General features: G+C 64.8%; 17 protein-coding genes. 8 read left to right on the forward strand and 9 right to left on the reverse strand.

The window, feature by feature from the left end; all coding sequences use genetic code 11:
• The first annotated feature begins 218 nt into the window (after positions 1 to 218).
• Positions 219 to 2,945: a DNA gyrase subunit A gene (gene gyrA, locus E2I15_RS06605; RefSeq protein ID WP_137480816.1), complete on the forward strand. Its 2,727-nt coding sequence runs from the start codon at positions 219 to 221 to the stop codon at positions 2,943 to 2,945.
• An 80-nt stretch (positions 2,946 to 3,025) separates the two neighbouring features.
• On the opposite strand, the gene E2I15_RS06610 is transcribed toward gyrA, so the two are convergent.
• From E2I15_RS06610 to E2I15_RS06625, 4 genes are all read right to left on the reverse strand, one after another.
• Positions 3,026 to 3,412, reverse strand: a complete 387-nt coding sequence (locus E2I15_RS06610; protein ID WP_137480814.1) for a hypothetical protein — start codon at positions 3,410 to 3,412, stop codon at positions 3,026 to 3,028.
• 144 nt (positions 3,413 to 3,556) lie between these two features.
• Positions 3,557 to 4,528, reverse strand: a complete 972-nt coding sequence (locus E2I15_RS06615; RefSeq protein WP_137480813.1) for a phosphotransferase family protein — start codon at positions 4,526 to 4,528, stop codon at positions 3,557 to 3,559.
• A 119-nt stretch (positions 4,529 to 4,647) separates the two neighbouring features.
• Positions 4,648 to 6,546, reverse strand: coding sequence for a potassium transporter Kup (locus tag E2I15_RS06620; RefSeq protein WP_170991650.1), 1,899 nt, complete (start codon positions 6,544 to 6,546; stop codon positions 4,648 to 4,650).
• 167 nt (positions 6,547 to 6,713) lie between these two features.
• Entirely contained in the window at positions 6,714 to 6,971 is a 258-nt protein-coding gene (locus E2I15_RS06625; protein ID WP_137480811.1) for a hypothetical protein, read from the reverse strand.
• Positions 6,972 to 7,237: 266 nt separating this feature from the next.
• Here E2I15_RS06625 and coaD point away from each other — a divergent pair, with 266 nt between their 5' ends.
• The 5 genes from coaD to queA all read left to right on the forward strand — a co-directional run bounded on the left by coaD (position 7,238) and on the right by queA (position 10,421).
• A complete protein-coding gene (coaD, locus tag E2I15_RS06630) occupies positions 7,238 to 7,735 on the forward strand; it encodes a pantetheine-phosphate adenylyltransferase (RefSeq protein ID WP_137480809.1) in 498 nt (165 codons plus the stop codon).
• 45 nt (positions 7,736 to 7,780) lie between these two features.
• Positions 7,781 to 8,344: a peptidylprolyl isomerase gene (locus E2I15_RS06635; protein ID WP_028332096.1), complete on the forward strand. Its 564-nt coding sequence runs from the start codon at positions 7,781 to 7,783 to the stop codon at positions 8,342 to 8,344.
• A 6-nt stretch (positions 8,345 to 8,350) separates the two neighbouring features.
• Positions 8,351 to 8,791: a UCP034077 family protein gene (locus E2I15_RS06640; protein ID WP_137480806.1), complete on the forward strand. Its 441-nt coding sequence runs from the start codon at positions 8,351 to 8,353 to the stop codon at positions 8,789 to 8,791.
• Entirely contained in the window at positions 8,767 to 9,231 is a 465-nt protein-coding gene (locus E2I15_RS06645) for a peptidylprolyl isomerase (protein WP_028332094.1), read from the forward strand. Before E2I15_RS06640 ends, E2I15_RS06645 begins: the two co-directional genes overlap by 25 nt.
• Positions 9,232 to 9,344: 113 nt before the next feature.
• Entirely contained in the window at positions 9,345 to 10,421 is a 1,077-nt protein-coding gene (gene queA, locus E2I15_RS06650) for a tRNA preQ1(34) S-adenosylmethionine ribosyltransferase-isomerase QueA (protein ID WP_137480804.1), read from the forward strand.
• A gap of 167 nt (positions 10,422 to 10,588) precedes the next feature.
• Here the strand turns inward: queA and E2I15_RS06655 are convergent, their stop codons facing one another.
• The 4 genes from E2I15_RS06655 to E2I15_RS06670 form a co-directional block, all read right to left on the reverse strand.
• The gene (locus tag E2I15_RS06655) at positions 10,589 to 11,626 is read right to left on the reverse strand and encodes an aspartate-semialdehyde dehydrogenase (protein ID WP_028340740.1); all 1,038 of its coding nucleotides are present in this window, start codon (positions 11,624 to 11,626) and stop codon (positions 10,589 to 10,591) included.
• 286 nt (positions 11,627 to 11,912) lie between these two features.
• Positions 11,913 to 12,530 carry a PepSY domain-containing protein gene (locus E2I15_RS06660; RefSeq protein ID WP_137480802.1) on the reverse strand — a complete coding sequence of 206 codons (618 nt, stop codon included), beginning with the start codon at positions 12,528 to 12,530 and terminating at the stop codon, positions 11,913 to 11,915.
• Between the two features lie 262 nt (positions 12,531 to 12,792).
• Entirely contained in the window at positions 12,793 to 13,542 is a 750-nt protein-coding gene (locus tag E2I15_RS06665) for a TetR/AcrR family transcriptional regulator (protein ID WP_137480800.1), read from the reverse strand.
• Positions 13,543 to 13,637: 95 nt separating this feature from the next.
• Entirely contained in the window at positions 13,638 to 14,687 is a 1,050-nt protein-coding gene (locus E2I15_RS06670; RefSeq protein WP_246668214.1) for a patatin-like phospholipase family protein, read from the reverse strand.
• Positions 14,688 to 15,019: 332 nt separating this feature from the next.
• Between E2I15_RS06670 and tgt the strand changes: the two genes are divergently transcribed.
• The gene (gene tgt, locus E2I15_RS06675) at positions 15,020 to 16,153 is read left to right on the forward strand and encodes a tRNA guanosine(34) transglycosylase Tgt (protein ID WP_137480798.1); all 1,134 of its coding nucleotides are present in this window, start codon (positions 15,020 to 15,022) and stop codon (positions 16,151 to 16,153) included.
• A 9-nt stretch (positions 16,154 to 16,162) separates the two neighbouring features.
• Here the strand turns inward: tgt and E2I15_RS06680 are convergent, their stop codons facing one another.
• On the reverse strand, positions 16,163 to 16,378 hold the full coding sequence (locus tag E2I15_RS06680; RefSeq protein WP_026192745.1) for a hypothetical protein: 216 nt from the start codon (positions 16,376 to 16,378) through the stop codon (positions 16,163 to 16,165).
• 224 nt (positions 16,379 to 16,602) lie between these two features.
• On the opposite strand from E2I15_RS06680, the gene cysK reads away from it, so the two are divergent.
• Positions 16,603 to 17,577 carry a cysteine synthase A gene (cysK, locus tag E2I15_RS06685; protein ID WP_137480797.1) on the forward strand — a complete coding sequence of 325 codons (975 nt, stop codon included), beginning with the start codon at positions 16,603 to 16,605 and terminating at the stop codon, positions 17,575 to 17,577.
• Positions 17,578 to 17,586 lie beyond the last annotated feature (9 nt).

The following is a 17,586-nucleotide window of genomic DNA, read 5'->3' on the forward strand; positions in this document are numbered from 1 at the left end:
GACAAGTAGCGAATGGCGGGTGGCGAATAGGGGATTATTCCATCCGCTATTCGCCATTCGCCACGCGCTTCCCGACCAGGCAGCCGGAACCTCGGCGCTCCACCCGTAAGTGCATGAAAAAACGAACGGAAAAACGGCTTGCCGGAGCCGCGCAAGGGTGGTTATCAGGCCTCCGATGGGCTATATGATTCCTCAGTAGAACTGACCGGATTTCCCCTTTGTCCGATAACGACGACCAAAAGCCCGGCGAGCCGCCGGGACCCTCAGATATTCGTCCCGTTTCCATTCTCGACGAGATGAAGAAGTCCTACCTCGATTACGCGATGAGCGTGATCGTGTCGCGTGCGCTGCCCGATGCGCGCGACGGGCTCAAGCCGGTGCACCGGCGCATCCTCTATTCGATGCATGAGCAGGGACATACGCCGGACAAGAAATACGTGAAATCCGCGCGCGTCGTCGGCGACGTGATCGGTAAATATCACCCGCATGGCGACCAGTCGATTTACGACGCGATGGTCCGCATGGCGCAGGATTTCTCGCTGCGCGTGCCGTTGATCGACGGCCAGGGCAATTTCGGTTCGGTCGACGGCGATCCGCCGGCCGCCTATCGATATACCGAAGCGCGGCTGACCCGGGCGGCGCTTGCCGTTCTGGCCGACATCGACATGGAAACCGTCGATTTCCAGCCGAACTACGACAACTCCGAGAAGGAGCCGTCAGTTCTGCCGGCCCGGTTCCCGAACCTGCTGGTCAATGGCGCCGGCGGCATCGCCGTCGGCATGGCGACCAACATCCCGCCGCACAATCTCGGCGAGGTCGTCGACGCCTGCGTGGCGCTGATCGACAATCCGGCGCTCACGATCGACGAACTGATCGACATCATTCCCGGACCGGACTTCCCGACCGGCGGCGTCATCCTGGGCCGCCAGGGCATTCGCAGCGCCTACCATCTCGGCCGCGGCTCGATCGTGATGCGCGGCAAGGTGACGATCGATACCATCCGCAAGGACCGTGAAGCGATCGTCATCACCGAGATTCCCTATCAGGTGAACAAGGCGACGATGGTCGAGCGCATCGCCGATCTCGTCAAAGAGAAGAAGATCGAGGGCATCGGGGACCTGCGCGACGAGTCCGATCGCGACGGCTATCGCGTCGTCATCGAACTGAAGCGCGAAGCGGTGCCCGACGTGGTGCTGAACCAGCTCTACCGGTTCACACCGCTGCAGACCAATTTCCCGGCCAACATGCTGGCGCTGGATTCCGGCCGTCCGCAGACGATGAATCTGAAGGACCTGCTCACCATCTTCGTCGCGTTCCGCGAGCAGGTGGTGACCCGGCGGACCAAGTTCCTGCTCGGCAAGGCGCGCGACCGCGCCCACATCCTGGTCGGCCTTGCGATCGCGGTCGCCAACATCGATGAGATCATCCGCGTCATCCGGACCTCGCCCGATCCGAACACCGCGCGCGAGGCCCTGATGTCGCGCGACTGGCCGGCGCGCGACGTCGAGGCGATGATCACGCTGATCGACGATCCCCGGCATCGCATCAACGAGGACGGCACGCTGCGGCTGTCGATGGAGCAGGCCAGGGCCATCCTCGACCTTCGGCTGCAGCGCTTGACCGCGCTGGGGCGCGACGAGATTTCCGAAGAGCTCGACAAGCTCGCCGCTGAGATCGCCGACTATCTCGACATCCTGCGCTCGCGTGCGCGCGTGCAGGGCATCGTCAAGACCGAACTCGCCGAGGTGAAGCAGCAGTTCGCCACGCCGCGCAAGACCGAGATCATCGAGCAGGAAGGCGAGGTCGAGGACGAGGACCTGATCCAGCGCGAGGACATGGTCGTCACCGTGTCGCATGCGGGCTATGTCAAGCGCGTGCCGCTGTCGACCTACCGGGCGCAGCGCCGCGGCGGTAAGGGCCGCGCCGGCATGCAGACCCGCGACGAGGATTTCGTCTCGCGGCTGTTCGTGGCCTCCACGCACACGCCGGTGCTGTTCTTCTCGTCGCGCGGCCAGGTCTACAAGGAAAAGGTCTGGCGGCTGCCGATGGCTGCGCCGAACGCGCGCGGCAAGGCGCTGATCAACATCCTGCCGCTGGAGCAGGGCGAGCGCATCACGACGATCATGCCGCTGCCGGAGGATGAATCCTCCTGGGCCAATCTCGACGTGATGTTCGCGACGACCGGCGGCACGGTTCGCCGCAACAAGCTGTCTGATTTCGTCGACGTCCGCCGCTCCGGCATCATCGCGATGAAGCTCGGGGAAGGCGAGGCGATCGTCGACGTGCAGATCTGCACTGAGCATGACGACGTGCTGCTGACCGCCGCCGGCGGCCAGTGCATCCGTTTCCCCGTCACCGATGTGCGCGTCTTCACCGGCCGCACCTCGATGGGCGTGCGCGGCATCGCGCTCGCCGAGGCCGACAAGCTGATCTCGCTGGCGATCCTGCGCCATGTCGAGACCACCTCGGACGAGCGCTCGGCGTACCTGAAGATGCGCCGCGCCGTGGCCGGCGAAGCCGCGGCCGAGGAGCCGGTCGAGGCCGAGGGCGAGGAGACCGCGAATGCGATCCAGCTGTCGCAGGAGCGCTATGCCGAGCTGTCGGCGGCCGAGCAGGTGGTGCTGACCGTATCCGTCAACGGCTACGGCAAGCGGACCTCGTCCTACGAGTACCGCACCACCGGCCGCGGCGGCAAAGGCATCGTCGCGATGAGCGTCAACAACCGCAACGGCAACCTGGTGGCGTCGTTCCCGGTCGAGGACGCCGACCAGATCATGCTGGTCACCGACAAGGGCCAGCTGATCCGCTGCCCGGTCGCCGACATCCGCGTCGCCGGCCGCTCGACCCAGGGCGTGATCGTGTTCGACACCGCCGAGGACGAGCACGTGGTCTCGGTCGAGCACATTCCAGAAGAGGAAAACGGCGAGAACGGCAACGGCGGCTAGCGCCGCCGTTTCGATTTAATTCCCTGTAGCCCGGATGAAGCGAAGCGAAATCCGGGGAGGCTTGCGACGCGACAACGGTTTCAGGGAGCGGCCGCTTCACCGAAGCGTGGCAGCCCCGGTTGACTGGTTGGAAAGGAAAGTCGCCACAGGCTCAGCATGATCGGGAATTGGAATGCGAGGCTCATCGCGATGGCGACGAGATAGGTCCGAACGCCATGCGCGGCGATCACTGTCCCGACACCCAGCAGTAGGCCGATCGCCGTGTAGCCGACATAAAGAACCATGAAGGACCTCCAAAATCGTTCCGAAAGGAAGCGCTTCTTGAAGGCAAACACGAAGAGGCCGATCAACCCACCCAGGTAGAACGCCAGGCCGATAATGCGAAATGTGGTCGCGTAGGATGTGGCATCAAAAACAGCGTAGAAGCAGAAAAACGCGTAAACAAGCGCGACGATCTTCCAAACCATAGTAAACCCCAGCGTGAGCGAAAAGCCTAAACCACGCCTAAGTGGTAAACAAGGTCTAGCTTCCTATCCGGATGAAGCGAAGCGAAATCCAGAGGCGGTCAACGCGGCGTCACTTGTCCCGGATTGCGCTCCGCTCCATCCGGGCTACGCAAGGGACTGCGCGGCGCTCTCCAGCTCCCTCGTGACGTTAGGGAGCGCATCCGCTTTCCCGATCTGTGCGAACCAGCACCAGAGCTCGAGCGTCGAGGCCAGCCGGTAGAGAGTGATCGTGGCCTCCCAGTCCGGCCGGTCGCTTGTGCCGTGGCCCGCGAGCAATCCGTCGCGCTTCGGCGCGTCCTTCGGCGTGAAGTAATAGAGCGCCTTCGCGATGTCCATCAGCGGATCGCCGGCGGTAGCATTCTCGAAATCGACGATGCCGGTCAGACGCGGCTGCCCCTCCGGCGTCACCAGCACGTTGCCGGCGTGGAAGTCATAGTGGCAGAGGCGGGGCGTGTCGGCTGCGTTGAGCAGGACGCTGCGCGCCAGGATGCTGGCCCGCAGCCGCGCGGCCAGCGCTTCATCCCCGCCGCGCGTGCAAAACTCGGCCAGCTTGCGCTCGAACTGCGCGGACATGTAGGCGCGGTTGGTCGGGTGCGACGTCCAGACGCCGTGCGGACCGATATAGCCGAAGCTGTCGAGCGTGATGCCATTGATATGGCGGAGCGCCGTGCCCATGGCGGCGTAGATCGAAAACAGCTCCTGATCCGTCAGCGCCGGCTCGCGGTTGCCGAGCACGACGCCGTCGAGCTTGCTCATCAGCACAAAATTGAAGTCGATCAGCGCGCGGCTGTCGTCGGCTATGAGGATGCGCGGAATGGCAATGCCGGCGTCGCGCAGAAGACCGAGGACATAGACCTCCTTCGCCATCTTCCATTGCAGCTGGGCGGGGTAGACCTTGAGGATGCAGCTTGGCGCGCCCGCCCGCGTGATCTCGTGGATCGTGCCGATCTCGCCGCCGCGCAGCTCGGTGATGCCTGCCACGCGCGAGCCTGGCGCTACCCGATCGATGATCGCCTGCGCCTGGTCGATCGAAATCGCCAGGCGCGGCTTAAGCTGAAGAGGCGGATCGTCGGACATTTGCAAATGCCGTAGCCCGGATGAAGCGTAGCGAAATCCGGGAGCTTGCGGTGCGGTTTCGATTGTCCCGGATTGCGCTTCGCTCCATCCGGGCTACGCAGCCTACGCAGGCGGCGAGATCAAATCTCGATCTCGGTCCCGAACTCCACGACCTGTCCGGTCGGCACGCCGAAGAACGCCGCCGACCGCTCGGCGTTGCGCTGCAGGAAAGCGAACAGCGATTCCCGCCACACCCACATGCCCGGAACGTCTTCGCGCGGGATGATGGTCTCGCGGCCGATGTAGTAGGTCACATCGGTCAGACGCAGACCGGGCAGTTTGCCTTGGCGGCAGGCGAGCTTCAGCCCTTCGTAAATGGTCGGATATTGCATGAAGCCGTAACGCAGGATAACCCGGATGATGCCCGGGGTGACGTCGTGAACCACAACGCGATCCTCGTCCGAGATGCGCGGGGATTCCTCGATCTGGACGGTGACCAGCAGCACGCGCTGGTGCAGCACGTGATTGTGCTTGACGAACTGGGTCAAGGCGAGCGGCACGCCGTTAGGGGCGGAGGCGAGGAATATGGCGGTGCCCGGCAGCCGGCTGTGGCACTTGTTGACCGCGGTCTCGATCAGATCTTCTTCCGGCTGACGCAGCTTGCTGCGCGCCGTCTCGACCAGTTTCACGCCGCCGCGCCAGGTCAGCATCAGGAAGGCCACCGCTGCGGCGAGCAGCAGCGGGAACCAGCCGCCTTCGAACAGCTTGGTCGAGTTCGCCGCAAAGAAGATCGCGTCGATCACGAAGAAGAACCCGTTCACTGCGATCACGATGATCGGCGAATAGCCCCACTGGATCGCGACCAGCGCTGCAAGCAGCGTGGTGATCGCCATCAACAGCGACACCGCGATGCCGTAGGCGCCGGCGAGTGCGTCGGAGGTGCCGAAGGCGAGTACGGCGCCGAGTGTCCCGGCGGCGAGCAGCCAGTTTACCAGCGGCACGTAGATCTGCCCGATCGCATCGCTCGTGGTGTGCTCGATGTGCATGCGCGGCAGGAAGCCGAGCTGGATCGATTGCTGGGTCAGCGAGAACACACCCGAGATGATGGCCTGCGAGGCGATCACCGTGGCAATGGTCGCAAGCAGGACGAGCGGGTAATGCGACCAGTCCGGCGAGAGCTGGAAGAACGGGTTTTCGATCGCGGTCGGATCGGTGATCAACAGCGCGGCCTGGCCGAAATAGTTCAGCACCAAGGCGGGCAGGCAGACGGCGAACCAGGCGAGCCGGATCGGAAAGCGGCCGAAATGTCCCATGTCGGCATACATCGCCTCGCCGCCGGTCACCGCGAGGAACGCGGCGCCGAGGATGGCGAAGCTGACGTGAAAATCCTGATGGATCAGGAAATCGAATGCATAGAGCGGGCTCAGCGCAACCAGCACGCCGGGCGCCTTGACGATGCCGTGAATGCCGAGCGCTGCCAGCACGGCGAACCAGAACAGCATCACCGGGCCGAAGATCCTCCCGATGAAGCCCGTGCCCTGCTTCTGCATCATGAACAGGCCGATCAGGATGACGACGGTGATCGGCACCACCGCAGGCGTCAGCGAGGGCGCGTCGACCTTGAGGCCCTCGATCGCCGACAGCACCGAGATGGCCGGCGTGATCGCGCCGTCGCCATAGAGCAGGGCGGCGCCGATCAGGCCGACCACAAGAAGGTGGGCGCGCCAGGTGCCGGGCGCCGCGTTGCGCGCCGAGAGCAGCGCCAAGAGCGCGACGATGCCGCCTTCGCCGCGGTTGTCGGCGCGCAGGATAAGCATCGCGTATTTGATCGAGATGATGAGGATCAGCGCCCACAGGATCAGCGAGACCACGCCGAGCACCGCGCTCTCGGTGAGCGGACCGCCATGGGTGGCGGCCTTGGCGGCTTCCTTCAGGGCGTAGAGGGGGCTGGTGCCGATGTCGCCGTAGACGACCCCGAGGGCACCGAGCGTGACGGCAACCGGGATCGGACTGGACGGGGGGTGGCCAGAAGAAACGATGGCGGGCGTACTCGTCACGGCAATCCCCCGATGTCTTGCGCGCGCCAGGTCATCCGGCCGGGCGCCTTAGACGATAGTCTGCGACGGGACGTCGCAAATTACCATTGGGTTTTGTGTGACGGCCCGACCTTACGCCAGGCTGACGACCGATTTCGCTCGAATACGCGCTACGGGGTACGGTCGGCGGTGACCAAGCGGGCTTCGCGAACCACCGTCTTGTTGCCGGCGGTGCGCAGGCACGAGGTCTCGAAATTCGGCCAGGCCTGCTGCGAGCAGTCCTTGCCGACCGGGTGGACGTCGAGACGGTCGCTCTTGGCCAGCGGCTGCGGGGTGGAGGCTTCGACCTGCGGCGCAAAGCCCGGCAGCACGGTGAGCGCGGCGGCAATGAACGCGGCAACAGCGATGGCGGAAAGTGCCTTGATCATGACGGTCCCTAGTTGATCGGGCCGCCCGGGCCCGTCGTTTCGTTGTCCAAGGTCTACCGGCGGCAAGTTTCCTGGTGTCTTCGCCACCCTGGGAAATGGTTTCGTCGCGGGCCGGTTTTGTTTCGTCCGCCAACGGCCGACGAAACATTCACCCCGTAGACGCTGGCATCCCAGGACTCGTTCACTGGACGACTGGAAATTTGTTTCGAGCAGGCGATGGAACCCGGGCGGCTTGCCGGGGAGAGCCGGGCGGGTTAGGAGGGACCATGTCCCGTATCGCGATCTATCCCGGCTCCTTCGATCCCGTCACCAACGGCCATCTGGACGTGGTGAAACAGGCCGTCTTCCTCTGCGACCGCCTGATCGTCGCCATTGGCGTCCATCCCGGCAAGAAGCCGCTGTTTTCCACCGAGGAACGGCTGGCCATGGTCCATGAGGTGTTCGGCCCCATCGCCCAGCAGGCGGGCTGCGCCTTCGAGAGCACGACCTATGACAATCTCACGGTCGCGGCGGCGCGCGCGGCCAAGGCTACGCTGATGATTCGCGGCCTGCGCGACGGTACCGATCTCGATTACGAGATGCAGCTTGCCGGCATGAACGAGGCCATGGCGCCCGAGGTGCATACCGTGTTCGTTCCGGCGTCGGTCGCGGTTCGCCCGATCACCGCCACACTGGTGCGCCAAATCGCCCAGATGGGCGGCGACTTCTCTGCATTCGTGCCGTCATCGGTTGCCGCTAGCCTGAAGGCCAAGTTCGCCGGCTGATCCCGGCGGCCTGCCACACCCCAACGTTAAAGCTCCGGAGTTGCCATGATCCGCATTCTTGCATTCGTTGCCGCGCTGCTCTGCGTCGTGCCCGCGGTCGCGCAGCCGCTGCCGGCCAATCTCGACAAGGCCGATGCGATCGTGATCGACACCACCAAGGGCCGCATCGTCATCAAGCTGCGCACCGACATCGCGCCCAAGCATGCCGAGCGCATCAAGCAGCTGGCGCGCGAGGGCTTCTACAACAACGTGCCGTTCCATCGCGTGATGGACGGCTTCATGGCGCAGACCGGCGACGGCCAGAACTTCAACGGCACCGGCGGCTCGAAATATCCGAACCTGAAGCAGGAATTCTCCCAGGTCCCGTTCAAGCGCGGCATCGTCGGCATGGCCCGGCGCGGCGACAGCGTTGACAGCGCCAATTCGCAGTTCTTCATCATGTTCGCCGATGGACCGAGCCTGAATGGCCAGTACACCGTGATCGGCGAGGTGGTGCAGGGCATGGACGTGGTCGACAAGCTGAAGAAGGCGTCTGCTGGCTCGCCTGGCGGCGCCGTCACCGATCCCGACAAGATGGTGAAGGTGCAGGTCGCATCCGACATCAAGTGATCCGCGATGGCGGCGCGCAGCAAACCATGTGCCTGGTTCGCCGCGCCGCTGCTGGTGTGGCTCGCGCTGACCGGCTCAGCGGCGGCTGAGCCGGAGCAACTCAATACGATCAAGGACGTCGTTCTTGCCATCCACCGCTGCTGGCGGCCGCCGCCGGCGGACAAGGCCGGCCCGATCGACATCACCGTCATTGTCAGCTTCAACCGCGAGGGCGCGATCCTCGGACATCCCAGGATCAGCTATGAATCGCAGGAGGCGACCGACAACGACCGGATTGCATACCGGGTCGCGGTGATGGAGACGTTGCAACGCTGCACGCCGTTGCCATTTACCGAGAGTCTCGGCGGCGCGGTGGCCGGCCGCCCATTCGCAATCCCGTTCAGGAATAAGAAGTATCCACCCCGAAGCCAGGAGAAGCGAGCATGGCTGCTACCGAAAATACTCTGATCCTCGAAACCACCCAGGGCCCGGTCACGATCGAGATGCGCCCGGATCTCGCGCCCGGCCACGTCGCGCGGATCAAGGAGCTGGTGCGCGAAGGCTTCTACGACGGCATCGTGTTCCACCGCGTGATCGACGGCTTCATGGCGCAGACCGGCTGTCCGCAGGGCACCGGCATGGGCGGCTCCGGCAAGAAGCTGAAGGCCGAATTCAACAAGGAGCCGCATGTCCGCGGCACCGCCTCGATGGCCCGCGCGGCCAATCCGGATTCCGGCGACAGCCAGTTCTTCATCTGCTTCGACGACGCCTCGTTCCTCAACGGCCAGTACACCGTCTGGGGCAAGGTCACCGAGGGCATGGAGAACGTCGACAAGATCAAGCGCGGCGAGCCGGTGAAGGATCCGGACAAGATCGTCAAGGCGCGCATGGCCGTCGACGCGACGTAAGGACTTGACCGTCATTCCGGGGCGTCGCGCCAGCGACGAACCCGGAATCTCGCGCCGCAATCTCGAGATTCCGGGTTCACGCTGCGCGTGCCCCGGAATGACAACGTAGAACCATGCGCACTGATCTCTTCGACTTCGAACTCCCCCCGGAAAGCATCGCGCTTCGCCCCGCGAGCCCGCGCGATGCCGCGCGGATGCTGGTGGTGCATCCGGACGGCGTGCTGCGTGACGCCGCGATCGCCGACCTGCCGCAGTGGCTGGAGCCAGGCGATCAGGTCGTCGTCAACGACACCAAGGTGATCGCGGCACAACTCAAGGGCCGCCGGATCGGGCGCGACACCGAGCCGAAGATCGAGGCGACCTTGATCAAGCGGCTCGACGGCTCGCGCTGGCAGGCGCTGGTGAAGCCGGCGAAGAAGCTCAGCCACGGCGATACCATCCGCTTTGGCAATGAGGGCAAGGTCTGCCTGCTCGGCAATCTCGATGCAGAGGTCGAGACCAAGGGGCAGGAGGGCGAGGTGACGCTGTCGTTCTCATTCCATGGTCCGGTGCTCGACCAGGCGATCGCCGATGTCGGGGCCACGCCGCTGCCGCCCTACATCGCCTCCAAGCGCACACCTGACGACCAGGACCTCAGCGACTACCAGACCATGTTCGCCGCCAATGAAGGCGCGGTCGCAGCGCCCACGGCGGGGCTGCATTTCACGCCCGCGCTGGAGGCCGCGCTGAAGAGCCGCGGCGTCGAGCTGCACCGCCTGACGTTGCATGTCGGGGCAGGGACGTTCCTGCCGGTGAAGACCGAGGAGACCTCGGAGCACAAGATGCATGCCGAATGGGGCTGCATCTCCGCCGAGACCGCTTCCGCCCTGAATGCCGCGCGCGCAAGAGGCGGCCGGATCGTCGCGATCGGCACCACGTCGCTGCGGCTGCTGGAAAGCGCCGCCAATGCCGACGGGACTATCGAGCCGTTTGCGGCGGAAACCTCGATCTTCATCACGCCCGGCTACCGCTTCCGCGCGGTCGATATTTTGCTGACCAACTTCCATTTGCCGCGCTCGACGCTGTTCATGCTGGTCTCGGCCTTCTCCGGCCTCGAGACGATGCAACGCGCCTACGCCCACGCGATCAGGGACGGCTACCGGTTCTACTCCTACGGTGATGCGTGCCTGCTGTTTCGCGCGGGCGGGTAGTTCAGCGAGCGCAACTTTATCACCGTCACCCCCGCGCAACGGCTTTGCCGTTGTCGCTGGAGGCGGCCGCTTCTTCAGCGGCCCTCGAGGGGCGATGGTCCGATTGGGGCCGATGCATCCTTCGAGACGCCCGCTGCGCGGGCTCCTCAGGATGACGGTTCTCGCATTCACGCCATCGCGCGTTCGGGCAGCAGCTCGGCGATCTGCACCGCGTTGAGGGCGGCGCCCTTGAGCAGCTGATCGGCCGCGACGAACATCGAGATCGAGTGCCCGCTGGGGTCGCTGAGATCCTTGCGGATGCGGCCGACCAGCACGTCGTCCTGGCCGGAGGCGTCGATCGGCATCGGGAAGTAGTTCTTGGCGCGATCGTCGACAACCTTGACGCCCGGCGCCCGCGCCATGATCGCGCGAACCTGGTCCTCGGTGATCGGCTTCTCGCATTCGAAGGTGATCGCTTCGCAATGCGCGCGCAGCACCGGCACCCGCACGCAGGTGACGCCGACCGCGATCTTCTCGTCCTCGAAGATCTTGTGGGTCTCCTTGATGACCTTGGTCTCCTCGTCGTTGTAGCCGGTCTCCGGATCAACAGCGGTGTTGTGGTTGAACAGATTGAAGGCATAGGGGTGCGGCATCACCTTCGGGGTGTAGACCTGACCGTTGAGATTGGCTCGGGTGGACTCGACGAGCTCCTCCATCGCGGCTGCGCCGGCGCCGCTCGCGGCCTGGTAGGTCGAGATGATCACGCGCTTGATGCGGTTCTTCTGGTGGATCGGCCACAGCGGCACCAGCGCGGTGATGGCGGCGCAGTTCGGGTTGGCGATGATGCCCTTGTGGTCCCGGATGCGGTTGGCGTTGATCTCTGGGATCACCAGAGGCACGTTCGGATCCATCCGGAACGCCGAGGAATTGTCGACCACGACGGCGCCGGACTTCACCGCAAGCGGCGCGAACTTCCTGGAGATGCCGCTGCCGGCCGAGAACAGCGCGATGTCGACGCCCTCGAAGGCGCGCTCGGTCAGTTCCTCGATCACGACCGGCTTGCCGCGGAAGCTGACGGTCTTGCCGGCCGAGCGGGCGCTCGCCAGCGCCTTCAGCTTGCCGACGCGGAAGCCGCGCTTGTCCATGGTGGCGATGAATTCGGCGCCGACGGCGCCGGTGACGCCGACAATCGCGACGACGGGATCGTTACTCACTTTGTCCTCCATTCGAGTTGTATTTCAGGCAACAAAAAAGCCCCGGACCTTCATCAGGCGGGGCTTCGGGTAGAGATGATGCGATTCGACCGACTACGCGCGCACGCCTCCCGAGGCCCCGGAGGGCTTGGTGGTTTTGCTGGTGCGTTTGGTCGCGGCGATCATGGCTCGGACTTATGCGGGACAGATCGGCGTCCGTCAACGGCTTTTGGGCGAAAACTTGGCGAGGGAAAACTTGGCAAGGGAAACTTGGCAAGGGAAACTTGGCAAGGGAAACTTGGCGAGTCCCGCGCCGGCCTCAGCGCCTGCGCGCGCCGGGCGGTTCGAGGATCACCTCTTTCAGATCGCTGCCGGCGAGCACGACGATGACGAAATTGAGCTTGCCGCGTTCGCGCATCAGGCCACCGCTGATCGCCTTTCCCGAGGTCGTGCGCTCGGCCACCCGCACAGCGTCGGCGAGGCGATGCCGCAGCGCCCTGAGCACGGCGAGGTTGTCACGGTCTTCGGCGCCGAGTGATTTCAGCGGTGCGGCGGCCTCGCCACCCACCACTTCGCCGGTCGCCGCGTCAATGGCGTGGCGCCAGATGCGGTCCTGCTGCATGGTCTTGACCCGGTAGACCGCGGGCTCCGACGCGCCGTCGAAGCTGATGTCGGCGGTGATCGAGCCGGAGTGCAGCGCCTCCGCAATCGCCATCGCCTTGCGCAGCGAGATCTGGGCCGCCTGGAAGCTGTCGAGCTCGCGGCGAACCGCGTGCACGTCGAGCGCGCTGTCGTTGTCTTGCGGGGTGAGCGCCGCGGCAGTTGAGCTCGTGATCGCGTAGGCCGGCGTCGCGAAGGGCAAGGCAATGAGCGCGGTTGCCAGCAGCAGCGAGCCGAATGCCCAATGCCGCAGTGCGTGTAATCGTCGCGTCGTCATGGTCGCATCCGTCACGTCGAACCGCCGCCCGGGCAGAGAAAGTGCGGCCGACCTTTGTTAGTCAGAGGTCGGCCGCCGAACGTTCAGACGGAGCGATGGCGGCAGCTCCGTCGTGACGGTCGAAGTTACAAGGCGACACGAAACCGTTGGGGGGCTGAACTTGGGTTCCGCGTCTCATTGCAACTAAACAATACGGTTTCGTTCTGTTTCGTTCAAGGCTCATCACGACAACGTGTGAGGCGATGCAACGATCCTAAAACTGTCAGCGGGCCGGGCGGCGGCGCGCCTTCGTCGTTTCTTTGGCCGCATCGCGAAGCCGGTCCTGTGGCCCGACGGCGCCGGCAAGAAACAGCCGGATCGAGACTTCCATCCGCGTCTCGGCGGTCTTCATGTCGATCGGAATTCCGAATGTCGCCATCCGGTGGGTGTGGCCGACCACCATGTTGAGGAATGTCTCGGCCGCGATCGTGGTGTCCTCAAGATCGAGAACGCCTTTATCGACCAGATGGTCGAAGAAATCCGCCGTGGTCGAAACCGCTTTCGACCAGCCCTCGTGGACGGCAAGCTTGGCGACCTCCGGGAAATTGATCGCCTGCGCGGTCAGGATCCGGCTGAAGGCGATGGAGTCGGCGCTGCAATTCAGCACCAATAGCTGGCGTCCGAGCTCGGTCAGCCGTTCCTCGACCGAACCGTCGCAGTTGCCGCCAGTCTGCGCTTCGGCCGCCGCGGCGGCGAGCGGGGCAAGCCAGCGGGCGATCTCGCGGCGGAGCACCGCGGCGAACAGGCCGCGCTTGTCGCCATACTGCCCGTAGACGGTGGGCTTGCTGACGCGGGCGGCCTCGGCCACCGCATCGATCGACGTCGCATCGAAGCCGCGATCGAGGAACAGGCGGGTGGCGACCTCGATCAGCCGCTGGTCGCGCTCGATCGCAGCGTCCCGCGTCGGCCGGCCGCCGCGTGACTTGATCACGCCACGCTTGGCCACCTTGGCCTTGGTTGCCGTCAATCCCATTTGCCCATTCATCTCGTTGTGCGTCGGACGGTTCGTCCGGTCTATAACCCGCGCGGTGCGGATTCGTCCATTCGGCGGTATCGGGAGCAGGCCGCTTACGGGGGCGTCGCGGTCCAGGCCTGCCCGGCGGCGGCCTTGTCGTATCCGTACTGGTAGAGCGCGCGCATATAGGCGGTGTCGAAGCCCTGCGTTTCCGGCGCTGGATAGTCGCGCTCGATGTAGGACAGATGGAAACCCAGCCGGTTGCGCCGGGCGAAATCATAGGTCGAGAGGATGACGGATCGCGTCTGCGCCTGCGTGATCGCGGAAATGCTGCGCGAGGCGACGTCGATCGTCGAGTTCGACACCAGCTCGAAGTTGCCCTCGAGCTTCTTGTTGACGAGGATGTAGATGTTCATGCGGCCGTTGGCGGGCCAACTGCGCTCGCGGAACAGCAGCGCGTCCGGCAGCGTCAGCACCGGCGCGGTGACGCCGCCGTCGACATGCATCTCCTGGAAGCGCCGGCCCTGACCCTCGGCGTCGATCATGATCGGCGGAAACACCAGCGGGATGCTGGCGGAGGCGGCCATCACGTCGCGAAACAGCTGCAGCGCTTCGGGCGTTCCGACCGCGGCGATCCGTCCCATGTCCCAGATCACCGTGCGCTGGGTGTCGAGATCGGTGGTGACGATCAGGAGCTTTCGGCCCTTGACGTTTTCGCGCGCCACCTCGCTCAGGATGTCCGGACCGACATAACGCGCCACCAGTTCGCGCAGCCGCTTGTTGCCGAACAGCCCGGAGCCGAACAGCACCCGCATCAGGCTCGGATCCTGCAGCAGGCTTTCCGCGATGCCCGAGGTGTAGACCTCCTTCAGCGTGTCGTCGTAGCGCGGGCCAAGGAACGCAAAGGGCGCAATCAGCCCGCCGGTGCTGACGCCGGAGACGACCGAAAAGGCCGGGCGGTTGCCGGCCGCGGTCCAGCCGTTGAGGACGCCCACGCCATAGGCCCCGTCGGCGCCTCCGCCGGAGAGGGCGAGGTAGGTCTTGATCGGGGCGAGGTTGCTCTTCTCGAGCTTGAATTTTGACGCCGGCTCGTCGGCATAGCGGCGCAGCCCGTCGACGTCGAGCACCCGCGAATTGGCGGCATCGGCGGCCGTGTAGGGCATCCGCGGCAGCGAGCTGCAGGCCGAAAGCACCAAGGCGAGGCCGCACAGCAGGGCCGCGTGCCGGATCGCGCGGGCGGCCGTCGTCCGAGGGCCGGCGCCGGCGGGTCGGGCGCTAGGGGGTGAGACCATCTCTGCCAGTCACGTTCGCGGATTGACGTCGCTGCGGAAGCCGGTTGCCATATTGTCGTCATAAAACGACACTGTTTCGTTTTGTTTGACGGGGCTGATAATGCAAGGCAAGCGTCCGGCCGGTTGTCCGTGTTCACGAAGTCGCGCGAGGGCCGTTATCCGACGGGTTGATCGGGCACCGGCGACACGCAATAAGCAGCCGCATGAATCTTCCCAATCATTTCGAGCTGCTGGCAACCGACGGCGCCGCCCGTACCGGGCGCCTGACCACGCCGCACGGCCTCGTGCGGACGCCCGCCTTCATGCCGGTCGGCACCGCGGGCGCGATGAAGGGCATGCATTGGCGCGAGGTGCGCGATGCCGGCGCCGATATCGTGCTCGGCAACACCTATCACCTGATGCTGCGGCCCGGCGCTGAGCGCATTGCCGGGCTTGGCGGCCTGCAGCGCTTCACCGGCTGGGGCGGCCCGATGTTGACGGATTCCGGCGGCTTCCAGGTGATGTCGCTGTCGGAGCTGCGCAAGGTGACCGAGAAAGCCGTGACCTTCCGCTCGCATATCGACGGCACCAAGGTCGAGCTGTCGCCGGAGCGCTCGATCGAGGTGCAGCGGCTGCTCGGCTCCGATATCGCCATGCAGATGGACGAATGCGTCCGGCTGCCGGCGGAGCGCGCCGACATCGAGCGCGCGATGCAACTGTCGCTGCGCTGGGCCGAGCGCTCCAAGCGCGCGTTCGAGGCGGCGCCGGACGGCTACATGCTGTTCGGCATCGTGCAGGGCGGCGACGTCCCGGATCTGCGGCACGCCAGCGCGCGCGGGCTGACCGACATCGGTTTTCACGGTTACGCGATCGGAGGGCTCGCGGTCGGCGAGCCGCAGGCGGTGATGCTGGCGATGATCGAGGAGACCGCGCCGGCGCTCCCGGTCGATCGGCCGCGTTATCTGATGGGCGTCGGCACGCCGGAAGACATCGTCGAGGCGGTGGCGCGCGGGGTCGATATGTTCGACTGTGTGATGCCCACACGGAACGGACGCCACGGCATGGCGTTCACCCGCTTTGGGCAGATCAATTTGCGCAACGCCCGGCACGTCGACGATCCGCGTCCGCTCGATGAAGAGAGCCCGTGGCCGGCGGCCAACGGCTATTCGCGCGCCTATCTGCATCATCTGGTGCGATCGGGCGAAACACTTGGGGCAATGCTGCTGTCCGAAATCAATGTCGCCTATTACCAGCAGCTGATGCAGGGCATCCGCGATGCGGTGGAGAACGGCACGTTCGAGGACTTCAGAACGAAAACGCGCGCCGGTTGGGCGCGCGGTGACATCGCTCCAAGATGAGCTGTGTGATCAATTGCACACGATCGGTTTCACCGCGTGTTTAGTCACGAACCCGTAACCGCAGTTGTCGCAGGTCCAGAGATAGCTGATCAGATTGTCGAACAGGTACGCGGAGGCTTCCGCCGCCACCATGGAGTCAGCACACACCGGACAGGTCGGCAAATCGCTGCCGCGCGGATCGGGCCTGGACGCTGTGGTCGACAGAACTTCAGCGAGAGCTGGCATGTGACCTCCTTTGCGTTCTGAGCTGCACCTGACGAAAGTATATAGACGCATTTGTTTGACCTTGTCGCAACACAAATGCGTAGGTTTTACGTTATTTGCGTAGGTTCTTATTTTGCAATGCAACGAATTCGCGCCATGGCGGTTTCTCACTTGCGCGTCATGATGCGCTGCTTCTAATGAGAAGACCGCATATTCCCAGCACATCCCGCTACAGGAGCCGCTTGATGGACGCGCCGTCGACAACGAGTGCAGTGCAACCCGGACGCGGCCGCGTCTTTGACTCCATCGTCGATGCGATCGGCTCTACGCCGATCGTGCGGCTGCGCAGACTGCCGCAGGCGTCTGGCGTGAACGCGACGATCCTCGCCAAGCTGGAATACTTCAATCCGGCGGCCAGCGTGAAAGACCGCATCGGCGCGGCGATGATCGTGGCGATGGAGAAGGCCGGCATCATCAACGCTGACACCGTGCTGATCGAGCCGACCTCGGGCAACACCGGGATTGCGCTTGCCTATGTCGCGGCGTCGCGCGGCTATCGGCTCAAGCTCGTCATGCCGGAATCGATGTCGATCGAGCGGCGGCGGATGCTGGCCTTTCTCGGCGCGGAGATTGTGCTGACCCCGGCCGCGCAGGGCATGAAGGGCTCGATCGCGACCGCGGAAGAATTGGTGCGCACGACGCCCAACGCGGTCATGCCGCAGCAGTTCAAGAACCTCGCCAATCCCGAGATCCATCGCCGCACCACCGCCGAGGAAATCTGGAACGACACCGGCGGCAACATCGATTACTTCGTCGCCGGCGTCGGCACCGGCGGCACCATCACGGGCGTTGGCCAGGTGCTGAAGCCGCGCAAGCCGTCACTGCGCGTCGTCGCGGTCGAGCCGGAAGAGAGCCCGGTGCTGTCGGGCGGCCAGCACACGCCGCACAAGATCCAGGGCATCGGCGCGGGCTTCATCCCGGACATCCTCGACCGCTCTGTGATCGACGAGATCGTCAAGGTCAACAGCGCGACCGCGATCGAGACCGCGCGCGGGCTGGCGCGCAACGAAGGCATCCCCGGCGGTATATCGTCGGGTGCCGCGATCGCAGCCGCCCTGCAGATCGGCAAGCGGCCGGAAGCGGCCGGCAAAACCATTCTGGCGATTGTGCCGTCATTCTCGGAGCGCTATCTCTCGACGGTACTGTTTGAAGGAATCTGAGACACAGGA

The sequence above is a fragment of the Bradyrhizobium sp. BR2003 genome, assembly GCF_009720285.1.
Taxonomy (GTDB): Bacteria; Pseudomonadota; Alphaproteobacteria; order Rhizobiales; family Xanthobacteraceae; genus Bradyrhizobium; species Bradyrhizobium elkanii.

Bases quoted from the DNA above. Each gene is read 5' to 3' on its own strand.
- E2I15_RS06625 (WP_137480811.1), bottom strand. From the start codon at position 6,971: ATGATCAAGGCACTTTCCGCCATCGCTGTTGCCGCGTTCATTGCCGCC.
- queA (WP_137480804.1), top strand. From the start codon at position 9,345: ATGCGCACTGATCTCTTCGACTTCGAACTCCCCCCGGAAAGCATCGCG.
- E2I15_RS06615 (WP_137480813.1), bottom strand. From the start codon at position 4,528: ATGTCCGACGATCCGCCTCTTCAGCTTAAGCCGCGCCTGGCGATTTCG.
- E2I15_RS06635 (WP_028332096.1), top strand. From the start codon at position 7,781: ATGATCCGCATTCTTGCATTCGTTGCCGCGCTGCTCTGCGTCGTGCCC.
- E2I15_RS06610 (WP_137480814.1), bottom strand. From the start codon at position 3,412: ATGGTTTGGAAGATCGTCGCGCTTGTTTACGCGTTTTTCTGCTTCTAC.
- cysK (WP_137480797.1), top strand. From the start codon at position 16,603: ATGGACGCGCCGTCGACAACGAGTGCAGTGCAACCCGGACGCGGCCGC.
- E2I15_RS06655 (WP_028340740.1), bottom strand. From the start codon at position 11,626: ATGGAGGACAAAGTGAGTAACGATCCCGTCGTCGCGATTGTCGGCGTC.
- E2I15_RS06665 (WP_137480800.1), bottom strand. From the start codon at position 13,542: ATGGGATTGACGGCAACCAAGGCCAAGGTGGCCAAGCGTGGCGTGATC.
- E2I15_RS06660 (WP_137480802.1), bottom strand. From the start codon at position 12,530: ATGACGACGCGACGATTACACGCACTGCGGCATTGGGCATTCGGCTCG.
- E2I15_RS06640 (WP_137480806.1), top strand. From the start codon at position 8,351: ATGGCGGCGCGCAGCAAACCATGTGCCTGGTTCGCCGCGCCGCTGCTG.
- E2I15_RS06645 (WP_028332094.1), top strand. From the start codon at position 8,767: ATGGCTGCTACCGAAAATACTCTGATCCTCGAAACCACCCAGGGCCCG.
- E2I15_RS06680 (WP_026192745.1), bottom strand. From the start codon at position 16,378: ATGCCAGCTCTCGCTGAAGTTCTGTCGACCACAGCGTCCAGGCCCGAT.
- E2I15_RS06670 (WP_246668214.1), bottom strand. From the start codon at position 14,687: ATGCCCTACACGGCCGCCGATGCCGCCAATTCGCGGGTGCTCGACGTC.
- tgt (WP_137480798.1), top strand. From the start codon at position 15,020: ATGAATCTTCCCAATCATTTCGAGCTGCTGGCAACCGACGGCGCCGCC.
- coaD (WP_137480809.1), top strand. From the start codon at position 7,238: ATGTCCCGTATCGCGATCTATCCCGGCTCCTTCGATCCCGTCACCAAC.